Source organism: Paenibacillus sp. FSL P2-0136 (assembly GCF_037975325.1).
GTDB classification, from domain to species: Bacteria; Bacillota; Bacilli; order Paenibacillales; family Paenibacillaceae; genus Paenibacillus_AQ; species Paenibacillus_AQ silagei.
This window is the reverse complement of record NZ_CP150244.1, coordinates 2,077,096-2,090,988: the sequence shown is the minus strand read 5'-3', so window position 1 is coordinate 2,090,988 and position 13,893 is coordinate 2,077,096. Positions and strand designations below refer to the sequence as shown.

At 51.6% G+C, this 13,893-nt stretch carries 16 protein-coding genes and 2 tRNA genes; 3 read left to right on the top strand and 15 right to left on the bottom strand.

The annotated features are described in order from the left end of the window. The first annotated feature begins 110 nt into the window (after positions 1-110). Entirely contained in the window at positions 111-992 is an 882-nt protein-coding gene (locus NYE26_RS08685; RefSeq protein WP_339255140.1) for a LysR family transcriptional regulator, read from the top strand. Here the strand turns inward: NYE26_RS08685 and NYE26_RS08680 are convergent. The 4 genes from NYE26_RS08680 to NYE26_RS08665 all read right to left on the bottom strand — a co-directional run bounded on the left by NYE26_RS08680 (position 989) and on the right by NYE26_RS08665 (position 2,940). Further along, entirely contained in the window at positions 989-1,441 is a 453-nt protein-coding gene (locus NYE26_RS08680; protein ID WP_339255139.1) for a hypothetical protein, read from the bottom strand. The genes NYE26_RS08685 and NYE26_RS08680 overlap by 4 nt on opposite strands. 39 nt (positions 1,442-1,480) lie before the next feature. Continuing rightward, complete coding sequence (locus NYE26_RS08675; protein ID WP_339255138.1) at positions 1,481-2,074, bottom strand: TetR/AcrR family transcriptional regulator; 594 nt, start codon at positions 2,072-2,074, stop codon at positions 1,481-1,483. Positions 2,075-2,288: 214 nt separating this feature from the next. Further along, the gene (locus tag NYE26_RS08670; protein ID WP_339255137.1) at positions 2,289-2,762 is read right to left on the bottom strand and encodes a hypothetical protein; all 474 of its coding nucleotides are present in this window, start codon (positions 2,760-2,762) and stop codon (positions 2,289-2,291) included. A 22-nt stretch (positions 2,763-2,784) separates the two neighbouring features. After that, positions 2,785-2,940 carry a hypothetical protein gene (locus tag NYE26_RS08665; RefSeq protein WP_209874683.1) on the bottom strand — a complete coding sequence of 52 codons (156 nt, stop codon included), beginning with the start codon at positions 2,938-2,940 and terminating at the stop codon, positions 2,785-2,787. Between the two features lie 289 nt (positions 2,941-3,229). On the opposite strand from NYE26_RS08665, the gene NYE26_RS08660 reads away from it, so the two are divergent. Then, positions 3,230-3,877 carry a transcriptional regulator gene (locus tag NYE26_RS08660; RefSeq protein WP_339255136.1) on the top strand — a complete coding sequence of 216 codons (648 nt, stop codon included), beginning with the start codon at positions 3,230-3,232 and terminating at the stop codon, positions 3,875-3,877. A 480-nt stretch (positions 3,878-4,357) separates the two neighbouring features. On the opposite strand, the gene NYE26_RS08655 is transcribed toward NYE26_RS08660, so the two are convergent. The 3 genes from NYE26_RS08655 to nrdR all read right to left on the bottom strand — a co-directional run bounded on the left by NYE26_RS08655 (position 4,358) and on the right by nrdR (position 5,241). Further along, a tRNA-Lys gene (locus tag NYE26_RS08655) sits at positions 4,358-4,430 on the bottom strand. A 9-nt stretch (positions 4,431-4,439) separates the two neighbouring features. Beyond that, positions 4,440-4,515 (bottom strand) — tRNA-Ala (locus NYE26_RS08650). A gap of 252 nt (positions 4,516-4,767) precedes the next feature. Further along, positions 4,768-5,241, bottom strand: a complete 474-nt coding sequence (gene nrdR, locus NYE26_RS08645) for a transcriptional regulator NrdR (protein ID WP_036725557.1) — start codon at positions 5,239-5,241, stop codon at positions 4,768-4,770. A 165-nt stretch (positions 5,242-5,406) separates the two neighbouring features. Here nrdR and NYE26_RS08640 point away from each other — a divergent pair, with 165 nt between their 5' ends. After that, positions 5,407-5,625 (top strand): alpha/beta-type small acid-soluble spore protein, encoded by a 219-nt coding sequence (locus NYE26_RS08640; protein ID WP_036695868.1) that lies wholly within the window; start codon positions 5,407-5,409, stop codon positions 5,623-5,625. A gap of 99 nt (positions 5,626-5,724) precedes the next feature. Here the strand turns inward: NYE26_RS08640 and NYE26_RS08635 are convergent, their stop codons facing one another. The 8 genes from NYE26_RS08635 to NYE26_RS08600 all read right to left on the bottom strand — a co-directional run bounded on the left by NYE26_RS08635 (position 5,725) and on the right by NYE26_RS08600 (position 13,873). After that, on the bottom strand, positions 5,725-6,288 hold the full coding sequence (locus tag NYE26_RS08635) for a lytic transglycosylase domain-containing protein (protein ID WP_339257409.1): 564 nt from the start codon (positions 6,286-6,288) through the stop codon (positions 5,725-5,727). Beyond that, on the bottom strand, positions 6,288-6,884 hold the full coding sequence (coaE, locus tag NYE26_RS08630; protein ID WP_339255135.1) for a dephospho-CoA kinase: 597 nt from the start codon (positions 6,882-6,884) through the stop codon (positions 6,288-6,290). The genes NYE26_RS08635 and coaE overlap by 1 nt, the downstream gene beginning before the upstream one ends. 9 nt (positions 6,885-6,893) lie before the next feature. Next, positions 6,894-7,595, bottom strand: coding sequence for a sporulation membrane protein YtaF (gene ytaF / locus NYE26_RS08625; RefSeq protein ID WP_036725560.1), 702 nt, complete (start codon positions 7,593-7,595; stop codon positions 6,894-6,896). 178 nt (positions 7,596-7,773) lie between these two features. Then, positions 7,774-8,616, bottom strand: coding sequence for a DNA-formamidopyrimidine glycosylase (gene mutM, locus NYE26_RS08620; protein ID WP_339257406.1), 843 nt, complete (start codon positions 8,614-8,616; stop codon positions 7,774-7,776). 51 nt (positions 8,617-8,667) lie between these two features. Beyond that, entirely contained in the window at positions 8,668-11,340 is a 2,673-nt protein-coding gene (polA, locus tag NYE26_RS08615) for a DNA polymerase I (protein WP_339255134.1), read from the bottom strand. Between the two features lie 148 nt (positions 11,341-11,488). After that, a complete protein-coding gene (phoU, locus tag NYE26_RS08610; protein WP_076082856.1) occupies positions 11,489-12,148 on the bottom strand; it encodes a phosphate signaling complex protein PhoU in 660 nt (219 codons plus the stop codon). 80 nt (positions 12,149-12,228) lie between these two features. Beyond that, positions 12,229-12,984, bottom strand: coding sequence for a phosphate ABC transporter ATP-binding protein PstB (gene pstB, locus NYE26_RS08605; protein WP_036725565.1), 756 nt, complete (start codon positions 12,982-12,984; stop codon positions 12,229-12,231). 160 nt (positions 12,985-13,144) lie between these two features. Next, complete coding sequence (locus tag NYE26_RS08600; protein WP_036725566.1) at positions 13,145-13,873, bottom strand: response regulator transcription factor; 729 nt, start codon at positions 13,871-13,873, stop codon at positions 13,145-13,147. Positions 13,874-13,893 lie beyond the last annotated feature (20 nt).

Here is a 13,893-nt window from a genome sequence, read left to right as displayed (position 1 = left end):
GTTATTTCACTCCTTTACTAGTGTAACTTCATTGTACTCCCCGCCTCTTATTCTGTATAATTGAATTAAATGATACATAAATTCAAATTATCCGATGGAGATATCTGCTAATGGACCTAAAAGAACTAACTACATTTCAAACCGTCCTGCAAGAAGGAAACTTCTCTAAAGCAGCCGCCAAACTGAACTACGCACAATCCACAATCACCAATCAGGTTCAACGTCTGGAGAAGGAAGTGGGCATCAAGCTGTTCAAACGGGGCTGGGATTCTGAGCTTACAGCTTCGGGGCGAATATTTGCCGCTGAGATCGACAGTCTGATCCGACATTGGAACTATGTTGCGGACCAGGCAAAAGCTCTGCAAAAAGAGGAGATCGGAACGCTCAGGATAGGAGGGCTGGAATCATTGACAGAGCAGATACTACCAAAGTCACTGCTGCGGTTCATGGAGCATAAGCCTAATGTATCCTGCCATTTTGTGATCGGTAACACCGCTTCGCTCTCACATGCCCTGCTTCAGAATCAATTGGATTTTGCCATCTGTGGAGAGCCTGTTGACCTATCTTCCTATCACTTCGAACCCTTGTATCAGGAGCGGATATCTTTTATCGCAGGGAACAACCACCCTTTGGCCGCAAAAGATGAGATCGCTTTCGAGGAATTGCTTGGTTATCCAATCATTGCCGGGGGAGCTACCTGTCTATATCATTCCCAATTATCGAAGCAGTTCTCCCGGTACACCGAAACTCCCTTTCTGCATACCGTAAGTCAAATCTCTGCCATTGCGGGCTTCGTCCAGATGATCGCTTCTATAGGAGCCGTCCTCGAATCTACGCCGTTACCGCCGAATGTGGTGAGACTCCAGGTCACGCTGAAGGAAGCCTCCATTCCCGTAGGCCTGCTGCAATCACGCAACGATGAGTATCTCTCCTCATCCAAGAAGCTTTTGATGCAATTTGTAAAAGAGGAGCTGGAGTCTATTCACAGTTAAGGCAGGAAGAGCAGCGGGGATGCGAGCAGCACTGCAGTGATAAAAATGAGCTGAATCCCTACGCGGACCGCTAATTTCGGCACAGGCTTGCCCCCGATTGTCATATTCATGCGTGCTGCATAGATATTGGCGGGGAGCATGGCAATAAGAAGTAAAATCAGACACACAGAAGCAGCTGCTGAGAAAGCGGGCAACAGGATGCCGATAGCTCCGGCAATTTCAAGCATCCCGGTAACCGTCACGATCCATTCTTTCTGCGGAAAAAAAGGCGGCACCATTCTTACCAAATCGGAGCGCCGCCGTCCCCAGTGGGCAGAAGCTCCGAGAAGCAGCATCACAGCTACAGCCCACTGAAGGGCGGTTTGCCAGTCATTCCAATACGTCAAGCCTAGTAGACCTATTCCCCGGAACAGTAAAAAGGATACGATAAGCGCTATAAAAGGAACCATTTGACCTCACCCCTTCTTGTTACTTCATATTGCTTCATCTCAATTCTTCAGAATACCAGCCATAAAACCGGATATTTCTTTCGCAGAAAGGGTCCCGGAAGAGGCGCGCAGGGACGCCCGCACACGCAGACCTAATGACAGCAGAACGAACAGCTCCGCCGTCTCATCAGGGTTCACCGTTTCTTTAATCACCCCGTACTTTTGCCCCGTGATAATCCACTGCCTGGAGACCGACACCGACCGCTCATGAAAATGCTCAAGCACCTCCGCTACCGCCGGTTCATTCTCCTTGCCCAGCAGGTATAGAAGCACCTTGTTAGTCGCTTCATGGCTGTCTTCCAATCCGGCAAGACTTCTGGCGATGGCATGCATCGGCCCGTCGAAGCTTTTATCAATGCTGCCTCTTACTTCCTCCTCAAAACGATCATTCACAGCGTCAAGACGCTCCTCCAGCACCCAGGCAAAAATCTCATCCTTACTCTTTACATAATGGAATATCGCACCCTTAGATAATTGCGATTGCTCCATAATATCCTTTAAGGTGATGGCATGACAGCTCTTGTCCCGCAGCAATTCCTTCGTTGCATCCAACAACTGCCGGATGGTCTGCTTCCGCCGGTCTGCGTTCTTCATTGCTATTCTCCTCTTCTGCCTTACATAGTTAAGATTGGGTTAATTTAAAATATGATTACTGTTGATTATACATACCGACCGTTGGTTTGTAAATTAGTGTGTAAATAAAAAAAGGTTCGGAATGTTTCGGATAACGTGGATTAATTCCTCCATCATTTCTCCGGCTCCCGCACCCGTGATTTTAATACCTGTCCGATTTGGATCGTATATCCAGTTATACCTCTTCATCCTCTTCATCTTCATCAAAACCGCTATATTGATCCGGTGCCTCTCCCTCGATCTCCGTGACCATAGGCAGTTTTTGTCCCGGCTTCACTTCAGTCTCTCCCAGATATTGAACAATCATTCTCCACTCATCGCCATAATCGAATAGGAGCAGCATCTTTTGTTTGGGGGTATGAAAAACTTTACTGATTTTCGCTTTTTGCACTCCAGGAAACCTATCCCCCGCCCCCACATCAGCAAATGATTCATAGCCTTCCTCAGAGCGTGTCCAGTTTTTGAGATTATCATAGAATCCAAAGGCATGATCCAGATCAAAATCAAAAGATTCAATCGTAACTGCCGCAAGATCGTACAGCGACGCCTTTGCAGAAATTGCAATCTTCCGGGTAGGCCGACCACGCACCGCACCGTTCCAGTCGCTTAAGGTTACTTTGAATAATCTGGCTTGTTCATTCATGGTCATCGGACTCTCCCCTTTTATCAATTCATTCTTCCTCACGCATTCTCCGAACCTCATTGTACAGTTTTTTTGCTTCATTAGGCGTCAGTATACCTTCAGATTCCAGAATATCGTCAATTGAATAGTCATCTTCAGCTAGCTCACTAGTTGTTTGTTTATCCATTCTTTTTGGCACAAGCATGTTTGATTTCAGCCTCCTATGAGGATTTAAGGATAATATACATGCAAACAATAAATAAAAGAAAACAAAAATATAAATCCTCTATAGTATACTGCACGATTAGAACCTCTGTAACTACTTATTGATTCCTGGATTTGTAGCGCTATAATAAGAAACATAGGTTGTGAAGCACACGCCGCTTGTAATGCTCTGCCCCTTCCGAGTTAGATTCTTGGAGAGGGTTGAGTATTGAGGCGGCTTTTTTGCGGGAAAAATAAACGCTAAGTTGAGCGTTCGAGGAGGAGTACGGATGCCGCGATTTGAGCAGCAGTACGAGGAATGGTTAGTTAGCAATCTGAAGAATGAGAGCAACCACAGGCGCAAGGAGCTACTTAGCAAAGGATTAGGACACGGAACAGTTGAATTTCTCCGCAAGGTATGGTTTCCGGCAATCGGTAATTTCGATCATTTGTTTCCAGAATGGGAAGTGCGTGATTTCAATAACGGGTACCGCTATCTGGACTTGGCTTATATACCTGGAGATGCAAAAGGCGGGATTGGGATTCAAGGCTATGGACCTCACGCCAGAGATCTGGATGTCAGACGCTTCAAGGATCTATGCCGCCGGCATTGCTTACTGGCCCTTGATAGTTGGACTTTTCTTCCTATTGCTTATCCTTCGATTATCGAAGAACCCAAGCAATGTCAACAGTTGGTGTTGTCTTTTATCGGCAAATTCATTGCGACGGATGTTTCTTCCACATTAACTTGGCTGGAAGCGGAGACCCTTCGTTACGCAAGACGTCTGCTCAGGGCATTCACACCTTTCGAGCTTGCTAAGCATCTCAGGGTAACGGATAGGCACTCCAGACGAATTCTGCATCATTTGGTCGAACAACAGTTACTGGATGTGGCCGGAGGACAGCAGCGTTATCGGACATATCAGCTTAGAGTTTAACGTATGTTTAGGAGCATGAATTATAAAGCTGATATGGTAAAAACACTTGAATTCCGTGGCTGTGAGCGTGAGAAGTAGAGGTATCAATCAGCTGTAACGGACCGAGGCGCACCTATTTCTACAAAAAGCACAATTTTCCCAAGCTTACGGACTCAGATGGCGCTATTTACTAGATTTCATCTCATATATGGATGGTGAAAAAGCAATAAGCGCGATATGGTCCGTTAGCCCTTTTAATTATGCTGAATAAAGAACATAAGGGCTGTGGGGTCCGTAGCAGTCCTTTAGACACATTTTGAACCGAAGGATATCGATGGAAACCATATTTCGCAGTTGGGGTCCGGGGTCCGGGGTTCGGGGGTTCACGGTTCGGGGGTTCACGGTTCGGGAATAGACCTCAACTCTTGCTTATTCCCCCACTTAATCATCCGTATCCCCTGAAACAGCAAAAGAACGGCATCTCTGCCGTTCTTCATGTGATGGACTCTCAGGGGCTCGAACCCTGGACAAATAGATTAAGAGTCTACTGCTCTACCAACTGAGCTAAGAGTCCGTATGAAATTGGTGGAGCCAAGGGGGATCGAACCCCTGACCTCATCGCTGCCAGCGATGCGCTCTCCCAGCTGAGCTATGGCCCCATATTTTTTACAATTTTTCCAATTTAGAATTACATTATGTATTCTAAAATCTGATCTGAGCGAGAAGCTCAAGTCGCTTATTCATCAATGTGTTTCGTAGGCGACTTCTATATAATACAGAAATCTGCTTTCAGTGTCAACACTTTTCCGAAATTAATTTTGATACAAGACGCTCCACCCGGGAGCTGACCTCTCAACCTCAAGGCCAGCCCCACTACCCCAATCGAATCCTTCACTTCTAAACGGCAAAGCTTACAGCCCGTCCAGCTCCTCAGTCTTGGACAGCAGTCCCTTCAGTTCCTTCATGAACATGTTAATGTCCTTGAACTGGCGGTACACGGACGCGAAGCGGACGTAGGCTACCTCGTCGACAGGGTAGAGCTGCTCCATGACCAGCTCGCCGATCTGGCGGCTCTCGATCTCGGCGAGAGCGATGCCGCGCAGGCTTTTCTCCACCTCAGATACGATGACCTCCAGGCGCTCTACAGGGACCGGACGCTTCTCGCAGGCACGGATCAGGCCGCGGAGGATTTTGTCACGGCTGAACTCTTCACGGCTGCCGCCTTTTTTGATCACAATCAGGGGGGTCTCTTCAATCATCTCGAAGGTGGTGAAACGGCGGCTGCACAGCTCGCATTCCCGCCTGCGGCGAATGGACTTATTCTCGTTGGCCGGGCGCGAGTCCAGGACCTTGGTATTGGTGTGGTCGCAGTAAGGACATTTCATAAGCTTCTTCACTTCCTCATCATTAGAATGGTCAGGCCCCGTCCCTTGATACACAAGGGCTATGCGGGCATCATTTAATTTCCAGAAAACACCGTTTATTTGTTGTTATGAATCTGACATGTCCGGCACATAATACAGTTACCAACCGATAGGAGGTGAACAGCAATGAGCCAAAATAACAACTCCAATAACCTGGTAGCTCCAAACTCACGCGGTGCCTTGGAACAACTGAAATATGAAGTTGCCCAGGAACTAGGTATCACCCTCTCCCCAGACGGATACCAAGGCAATAAAACTTCTTACGAAAACGGTTCGATCGGTGGTTACATCACTAAACGTCTTGTAACCCTGGCTGAACAGCAACTGGCAGGTCAGTACAAATAATACCTGCTCACACGACATAAGCTTGCCTAAGAAGTATCGAACGGCCTCCGGCCGTTTGATGCTTCTTTTTACATAACAGCAGCAGAAGTAACAAGCACCCTAGAACTCACTATAGAGCTCGGTGTATTGATCATAATAATAAATTACACGCTGTACGTAGTGACGGGTCTCACCGAACGGAATGTCCTTCACAGAGGCTTCTGTTCCGTCCCATTGCCCTTCATCCAACCAGCTCTGCACCTTACCAGGTCCGGCATTATAGGCGGCTATGACCGCTATACGGTTGCCGTCGAACTGCTTGGACAGCGTAGACAAATACCAGGTGCCCAGTTCAATATTGGAGGAGGGCTCTTCCTTCAGCCGCTCCAGCGACACTTCGGGGAGCTTGGCCTTTTCGAGCGCCCACTTGGCGGTATCCGGCATGAGCTGCATGAGCCCCAGTGCGCCTTTTTTGGATTCGCGGCCGGTCTTATAATTGGTCTCCACACGGATGATGGACGCCACCAGGAATGGGTCCATCTCATACGTCTGGCTGTGCTGGCGGATCTCTGCTTTATAATAAATGGGATAAAACCATGACATCCAGTTGGAGCCAAGAAACAGGATCGCGGTGAAGCCTATGAACAGCAGCAGCAGGACTCTTTTTTTGCGCAGCCACTTCATCATATCAGGCCCAGCCTGTCCCACAGACGTCCAACCTGAAGCTCGGCAGATTCAGGATCACCGCTATTGTCGATCACATAATTCGCTTTCCTGCGCTTCAGTTCAATATCTATCTGGGACCTCAGCCGGTCCTCAGCCTGTTCCAGCTTCATTCCGCTGCGCTCCATGAGGCGGGCTAGCTGCACCCTCCTCGGAACATAGACCACAATAATCTGATCAAACAAGGAATCCAGCTCTGATTCGTAGAGCAGCGGAATGTCCACAATGACCAGCCGGTGCGGATTCTCCTGTTCAAGCGTATACATCCTGTCCTTGATCTCCCTGCGTATTGCCGGATGGGTCAGGTTATTCAGTGTCTTGAGCGCCTCCGGGTCCCGGAAGACAATCTCGCCAAGACCTGCCCGGTCCAGCGAACCGTCAGGCAGCAGAATGCGGTCTCCAAAAGCCTCCACCGCCGCCGCCAGCACCGGGTGCCCGGGGAGCATCACCTCTCTGGCGATGACATCGGCATCCACCAGTGCAGCTCCCTTGCGGACAAACAGTGCAGACACGGTGCTTTTTCCCGAAGCGATGCCTCCGGTTAAGCCTATAATCATGTACTCACCTCATAATAACTTCATTATACCCATTACAATTAATAATATCGCGGGCAGCGCAGCGGCATGCTTCATCCAGTAGCTGCCTGATAATCTCAGTCCTGTCTTCATTCCCATCAGCAAAAAGGTCCCGCTGAATACAGCGATCATCAGCGAGGTGGACCACGGGCTGAATCCGAGCAGTGCCGCACCAAGGCCGGCACCGAAGGCATCCAGCGACAACGCGATCCCCAGGATCATAGCTTCCATGGAGGAGATGCTCCCCGAGGCATCCATATCGGCGGAAGAAGGCGTGCGGAGAATCTGTATAACCACGCCCAGATGGCGAAGCTCCAGCGAGAATACAGCCGGCTTCAGCTCTGCCTCAGCACTCTGTGCGGCAGCAGCCGTCTCCCTCCTGATCTCCTGCCCGGGCGCAGCCTCTTCCTGCTCCTTCTCCTTCTGTGTCAGCATCTGGAACAGGGACCAGCAGCCCATTAAGACGAGAATAACCGCTCCGACACTGGAAGCGGCATTCGGGGAGACTACCTTTGCCAGCAGCACGCCGACCTGCATAGAACCATAAATGACGACCCCTGAACAGAGCGAGATAATGATAATGGAGAGCAGGGGAATTTTCATTTTACGCAGTCCATATGTAATGCCTACACCAAATCCATCCAGACTAAGCGCAAACGCAAGCAACAGCAGTGACAACAATGGGCTAAGCACCCGCAATCCCTCCCGTGAAGAACCGGAGCCGGAGCTCCGATTCGCCATAATCAGCAATCTTCACACATTATATGGGCGGGACGGGCAGGAAGTGCCTGCCTTTATACATAACGGTTATAACTCAGATGTAACTAGCCTGGAAACGGGCTGTAAATGCGGCGCTGACTCTAAATAAATATTACAGAATCAGTACAGGTACCGGCTGGCAGCTGGGACAATAATGCGTTCCCCGTCCGCCGACCACACTCTTCTCAATCAGCGTGCCGCAGGTGGCACACGGCTGATCCTTGCGTCCGTAGATCTTGTGCTGATCCTGGTAGCTCCCGCTCTCCCCCTGGCCGTTGACATATGACTTCACGGAGGAGCCTCCGGCATTCACTGCTTCCGTCAGTGTTGCGACAATAGCATGATGCAGTCTGGCCAGCTGATCCTCCGAGAGGGACTTCGCGGTCTCCTCCGGGTGGATGCCTGCACGGTGCAGGGACTCATCTACATAAATATTGCCGATACCTACTATATATTCCTGATTGAGCAGTAGCGGCTTGATCTTGGTGCTCCGCTTAACGACAATCTCCTTGAACCGTTCCAGCGTGAAATCGGCATCCAGCGGCTCCTGCCCCAGCTTGTTCAGCGGCTTCAGCTGCAGATCCTCTCCCGGCTGGAACAGATGCATCGTCCCGAACTGGCGCACATCCGTATAACGCAGCTCCGTCCCATCTGTGAAATGGAAAATAACATGCGTATGCTTGTCCAGCAGCTCGCCCTCACGGTACACCCCGTAACGGCCCTCCATCCGCAGATGGGAGACCATCACCAGCCCGTCAAATACGAAACGCAGGAACTTGCCTCTGCGCTCAACCGTTACCACTGTATGGCCTGCCAGCATATGGGCAAAGGCCTGAATATCATCCGGGCGCTGAATGATCCGCGGCAGCCGGACGGTGACATGCTCTATCTGCTTGCCTGTAATTAACTCATTAAGTGTTCTTCTGACTGTTTCGACTTCCGGCAATTCCGGCATCATGGCTCACCTCCACTCCATTATACCGGATATCTGCCATGTGCGGGGAGCCTATTTCGCTTCGTACCAGTTGCTGCCATAACTTACCTCTGCCTTCAGCGGAACAGACAGCTGCAGCGCTCCGGCCATCACCTCGGGCAGCAGCTGCTTCATCTGCTCCAGCTCCTCCTCCGGCACCTCGAATACTAACTCATCGTGTACCTGGAGCAGCATCCGGCTCTTCAGGCCGCGCTCATGCAGCGCCTTGTCCATATGAACCATGGCCAGCTTGATAATATCCGCAGCGGTTCCCTGAATCGGCGTATTCATCGCCGTACGTTCTGCGAAGGACCGAAGATTGAAGTTCTTCGCATTGATCTCCGGCAGATAACGGCGCCGCTCCAGCAGCGTAGTCACATACCCCTGCTTACGGGCCTCGACTACGATATCATCCATGTAACGGCGCACACCTTGGAACACCTCGAAATACTGCTCAATGAACCGGGCCGCTTCCTTACGCGGAATGTTCAGGTTCTGAGACAGCCCGTAATCGCTGATGCCGTACACAATCCCGAAGTTAACTGCTTTGGCGGAGCGGCGCATATTGCTGTCCACACTCTCGGCAGGAACGCCGAATACATCCATGGCGGTCTTAGTATGAATATCCATATCCTCGACAAAAGCTTCCTTCATCCGCTCATCACCTGAGATATGCGCCAGCACACGCAGCTCGATCTGCGAGTAATCCGCCGCCAGAATCGACCAGCCCGGCTCGGAGGGCACGAACACCTTACGGATCTTGCGGCCCTCTTCGAGCCGGATTGGAATGTTCTGCAGGTTCGGGAACTGGCTGCTGAGCCGGCCCGTGGCCGCAATCGTTTGCCGGTAAAAGGTGTGTACCTTGCCGGTCTCCGGCGAGATTTCCTTCATCAGGCCTTCCACATACGTGGATTGCAGCTTGGCAATGGTACGGTATTGCAGAATCAGGCGCACAGCGTCATGATAAGGCGCAAGCTTTTCCAGTACCTCGGCATCCGTCGAATACCCGGTCTTCGTCTTCTTCACGACCGGCAGACCCAGCTTCACGAACAGAACCTCGCCCAGCTGCTTCGGAGAATTAAGATTGAATTCGGTTCCGCAAGCGGAGTAGATCTCACTGACCAGCCGGGAGATCTGGGCTTCAAATTCCCTGCCGAGCTGGACGAGATCATCCTTGTTAACAGCAATGCCCTGCTTCTCCATATCGGCGAGAATCCGCGACAGCGGCATCTCCAGGTCCTGGAACAGACCGGTCATGTCCGTCTTGTCCAGCTCCTCCTGCTGCTTCTGTACAATGCCAAGCACGGTCGCACTCTTACGGGCGACATGCTCACCGAGAATCTTAAGCTCAGGAATTCTATATTTGGCCCCTTTGCCGAAGACATCCTCATCCGGCGACAAGCGGGGTAGGCCGTATTTCGTGGTCAGGTCATTCAGATTCTGGCTGGCTTCGGTCGGGTCCAGCAGGTAGGCGGCCAGCTGAACATCGTTAGCGGCTCCGGCAAAAGCAATCCCCTGCCAATGCAGCGCCAAATCGGCACGGTGCAGATCATACCCGCTCTTCGGCGCCTGCCCGTCACCGAGCCAGTCCCGCAGGGGTGCTGCCGCCTTACTCTTCAGCAGGGCAAAAGGCACAAAGTAATGCTGCTCCGGCGAAGACAGCCCCAGACCGATCACTTCGGCACGGTGCGGGTTCTCCCCGTTAGATTCCACATGCAGGGCGGAGATGCCCGGCAGTGCCTGAACCAGCTCGCTTATTCCGTCTTCGTCAACAATTGTAATATTAAGCTCTTCGGCTTCCATCACAGGGGAACCCGTCAGGCTGCCGTCCGCCGCATGTGAATAGGCGCTCAGCGACAGGCGCTCCAGCAGCGAGCGGAATTCCAGCTTGGCGAGCGCAGGCCCAGCCGTGTCCGTGTTAATCCCGCTGAAGACCATATCCTCCCACGTATGCTCAAGCGGAACCTCGCGGTAGATCGTCGCCAACTTTTTGCTCATGACGGCGCTGTCCGCGTGCTCCTCCAGCTTCTCTTTCATCTTGCCCTTCAGCTCACCGGTTCCGGCCAGCACGCCCTCCACCGATCCGAACTGCTGGAGCAGCTTAAGCGCTGTCTTCTCCCCGACTCCCGGCACCCCGGGAATATTGTCGCTGGCATCGCCCATCAGCCCCTTCAGATCAATGATCTGCTCTGGGGTGAGATCATATTTGTCACGGATCTGCTTAGGTCCGTAAAGTTCCACTTCCGTAACTCCCTTGCGCACCAGCGCTATGGTGGTATGCTCGGAAGCCAGCTGCAGCATATCCTTATCCCCGGACACAATCATCACCTGACGGCCGGCGGCATCCGCTTCCCTGGAGATGGTGCCGATAATATCGTCAGCCTCGTAGCCTGCAATCTCGAATTGCGGAACCCCCAGACCCTTCAGCAGCTCCTTGAGCAGCGGGAACTGCTCGGACAGCTCCGGCGGGGTCTTCTGGCGCCCGCCTTTATACTCCTCATAGCCTTCATGCCGGAAGGTAATCTTCCCCGCGTCGAAGGCCACAATCATATGTGTCGGTTTATGCTCCTCCAGCAGACGCAGCAGCATCGTCGTGAAACCGTATACCGCATTCGTCTGCTGTCCCGCTGTATTCGTCAGCGGCGGCATGGCGAAGAACGCCCGGTAAATGATATTATTTCCATCAATGAGTATCAGCTTGTCCACACTAGCACCTCGCCTTTTTCTTGCTTTCTCCTTACATAGTAACATATGCTCCGCACCAAGACGAAATGGCTCTGCCACGAATCGCCGCTTTATGCCAAATAAAAAACAAGCCCCCGGAATGAAGGCTTGCCTCTGGCAGTCTATACTGTTATTGGTTCAAATCCGGACGTTTACCTGTAACCAGATACACTACACTCTCGCCAATATTCGTGGCATGATCGGCAATCCGCTCAATGTAACGGCCAACCAGTGTGAGCAGCATCGCCTGATTCACTGTCTCAGGCTTCTGAACCATATAAGTATACAGTTCGTTAATCATCGCGCTGTACAGTCCATCGACCTGATCGTCATCCTGCGCCATTTTGTAGGCCAGATCCGTATTCTCGTCCAGATAAGACTGAATAGCCTCCGTGGTCATGATCGTAACAAGCTCAGCCATGCGCGGAATATCCACGAGCGGCTTAATCAGCTGCTGTCCCTGGATGCGCATCGTTACCTTGGCTACATCCAGTGCCAGATCGCCCATACGTTCCAGATCGCTGGAGATTTTGAAGGCTACAATAATGCGCCGCAGGTCCTTCGCCACCGGCTGCTGGGTGATGATCAGCCGCGAGCCGATCTCCATAATCCGGTCTTCCATGGCGTTCAGCCGCAGGTCGGCTTTGACAATCTCCTGAGCCCGTACCGTATCAAGGGTCTGCAGGGCCAATATCGCACCATCCAGGGCATCCGTTACATGCTCGCCCATCTGCTGCAGCAGAGAGCGCAGTTCTTCCAGATCTTTATCGAATTCTTTTCTGCGAATCATATCGAAAGTGATCCTCCTCACAAACATTTGGTCATATCGGGTGAACAAGAGTGAACCTAAGACTTACGAATCAGCCATTCTTAGCCGAAGCGGCCGGAAATATAGTCTTCTGTGCGGGAATCCTTAGGGTTCGAGAACAGCAGCTCCGTGTCCGCAGCCTCCACAATAACACCGTTCAGGAAAAATACTGTGCGTCCCGATACCCGGGCGGCCTGATGCATATTATGCGTGACCATTACAATCGTATACTTATCCCGCAGCTCCTGGACCAGTTCCTCAATCTTGAGTGTGGACACCGGGTCGAGCGCAGACGTTGCCTCATCCATCAGCAGAATATCCGGCTGTACGGCAAGGGCTCTGGCAATACAGAGACGCTGCTGCTGGCCTCCGGACAGACTTAAGGCCGACTTTTTGAGGAAATCCTTCACTTCCTCCCAGAGTGCAGACTGGCGCAGACTTTGCTCTACCAGGACATCCAGCTCGGCTTTGCTCTTCACACCGTGCAGACGCGGGCCATAAGCCACGTTATCATAGATCGACTTGGGAAAAGGATTGGGCTGCTGGAACACCATCCCCACCTGCTTGCGCAGACTCTCCACTTCAATCTCGTCGCTGTAGATGTTTTTGCCGCCGATATTCACTTTACCTTCAATACGTGTTCCGGGAATCATGTCGTTCATACGGTTAAGGGTACGCAGCAGGGTGGATTTCCCGCAGCCGGAGGGTCCGATAAACGCAGTCACCTGCTTCTCCGGAATCTGCAAATCCACCTTCTTCAGGGCATGGAATGACTCATAGTAGAGATCTAGCTTCTCTATGTCAATGATGGATTTCATTAGTTTCTGTTGTCTCCTTCTCATCATCTTCGTTCCCCATGATAAGCTTTCAGTGTAAATAGAGCTCCAGAGAATTGTTAACGCAGTGTAAAAATCCTTGTACAGTTAGACAATGCCGGAGGAGAAGTTCCTTATCTTGTGAGAAAAGAACACCGTCATGTTAAATGACCGGTGTTCTCTTCTTGTTGACAACCAGCTTGTAGCCCACGCCGCGGATGGAATCGATATGCACGGATTCAGGGTCAAGCTCCAGCTTCTTGCGCAGGGAGCTGACATGCACATCGACGGTACGCTGGCCTCCGATATAGTCGAAGCCCCAGACCGCATTCATCAGATCATCCCGTGTCAGGACAACGCCCGGCTTGCGGGCCAGATACAGCAGTACTTCAAATTCCTTCGGCCGCAGATTGATGCTCTGTCCGCCCAGCGAGACTTCATAACGCTCGGGGTAGATCTCCAGCTGTCCGAGAATAATCGTCGATGCAGACACCGCCGTCTCGGGCGGAGCTTCTTCGGCAATACCGGAGATCCGCCGCAGTACAGCGCTGACCCGCGCCAGCAGCTCGGATACGCCGAAGGGCTTCGTAATATAGTCATCCGCCCCGGACTTCAGCCCGCGGACGACATCCTCTTCCGCATTCTTGGCCGTCAGCACAATAACCGGTGTGCGGATGCCTTGTCCACGTAATTTATCCAGAATGTCAATGCCGTTCATGCCGGGCAGCATCAGATCCAGTACGATCAATTCAAAAGGTTCTCTAGTCGCACGGTCATATCCTGCCGTTCCATGATCCTCCACCGTCACCTCGTAGCCTTCCTGTGTCAGGTTGTACGACAGCAGCCGGGCCAGTGTCGGTTCGTCTTCAATGACAAGCAATCGTTGTGCCATAGGTTCCCCCGTCTTTTATA

Excerpts from the sequence above, each read along its gene's own strand:
- NYE26_RS08685 (WP_339255140.1), top strand. The coding sequence starts at position 111 with ATGGACCTAAAAGAACTAACTACATTTCAAACCGTCCTGCAAGAAGGA.
- NYE26_RS08680 (WP_339255139.1), bottom strand. The coding sequence starts at position 1,441 with ATGGTTCCTTTTATAGCGCTTATCGTATCCTTTTTACTGTTCCGGGGA.
- NYE26_RS08675 (WP_339255138.1), bottom strand. The coding sequence starts at position 2,074 with ATGAAGAACGCAGACCGGCGGAAGCAGACCATCCGGCAGTTGTTGGAT.
- NYE26_RS08670 (WP_339255137.1), bottom strand. The coding sequence starts at position 2,762 with ATGACCATGAATGAACAAGCCAGATTATTCAAAGTAACCTTAAGCGAC.
- NYE26_RS08665 (WP_209874683.1), bottom strand. The coding sequence starts at position 2,940 with ATGCTTGTGCCAAAAAGAATGGATAAACAAACAACTAGTGAGCTAGCT.
- NYE26_RS08660 (WP_339255136.1), top strand. The coding sequence starts at position 3,230 with ATGCCGCGATTTGAGCAGCAGTACGAGGAATGGTTAGTTAGCAATCTG.
- nrdR (WP_036725557.1), bottom strand. The coding sequence starts at position 5,241 with ATGAAATGTCCTTACTGCGACCACACCAATACCAAGGTCCTGGACTCG.
- NYE26_RS08640 (WP_036695868.1), top strand. The coding sequence starts at position 5,407 with ATGAGCCAAAATAACAACTCCAATAACCTGGTAGCTCCAAACTCACGC.
- NYE26_RS08635 (WP_339257409.1), bottom strand. The coding sequence starts at position 6,288 with ATGAAGTGGCTGCGCAAAAAAAGAGTCCTGCTGCTGCTGTTCATAGGC.
- coaE (WP_339255135.1), bottom strand. The coding sequence starts at position 6,884 with ATGATTATAGGCTTAACCGGAGGCATCGCTTCGGGAAAAAGCACCGTG.
- mutM (WP_339257406.1), bottom strand. The coding sequence starts at position 8,616 with ATGCCGGAATTGCCGGAAGTCGAAACAGTCAGAAGAACACTTAATGAG.
- phoU (WP_076082856.1), bottom strand. The coding sequence starts at position 12,148 with ATGATTCGCAGAAAAGAATTCGATAAAGATCTGGAAGAACTGCGCTCT.
- pstB (WP_036725565.1), bottom strand. The coding sequence starts at position 12,984 with ATGAAATCCATCATTGACATAGAGAAGCTAGATCTCTACTATGAGTCA.
- NYE26_RS08600 (WP_036725566.1), bottom strand. The coding sequence starts at position 13,873 with ATGGCACAACGATTGCTTGTCATTGAAGACGAACCGACACTGGCCCGG.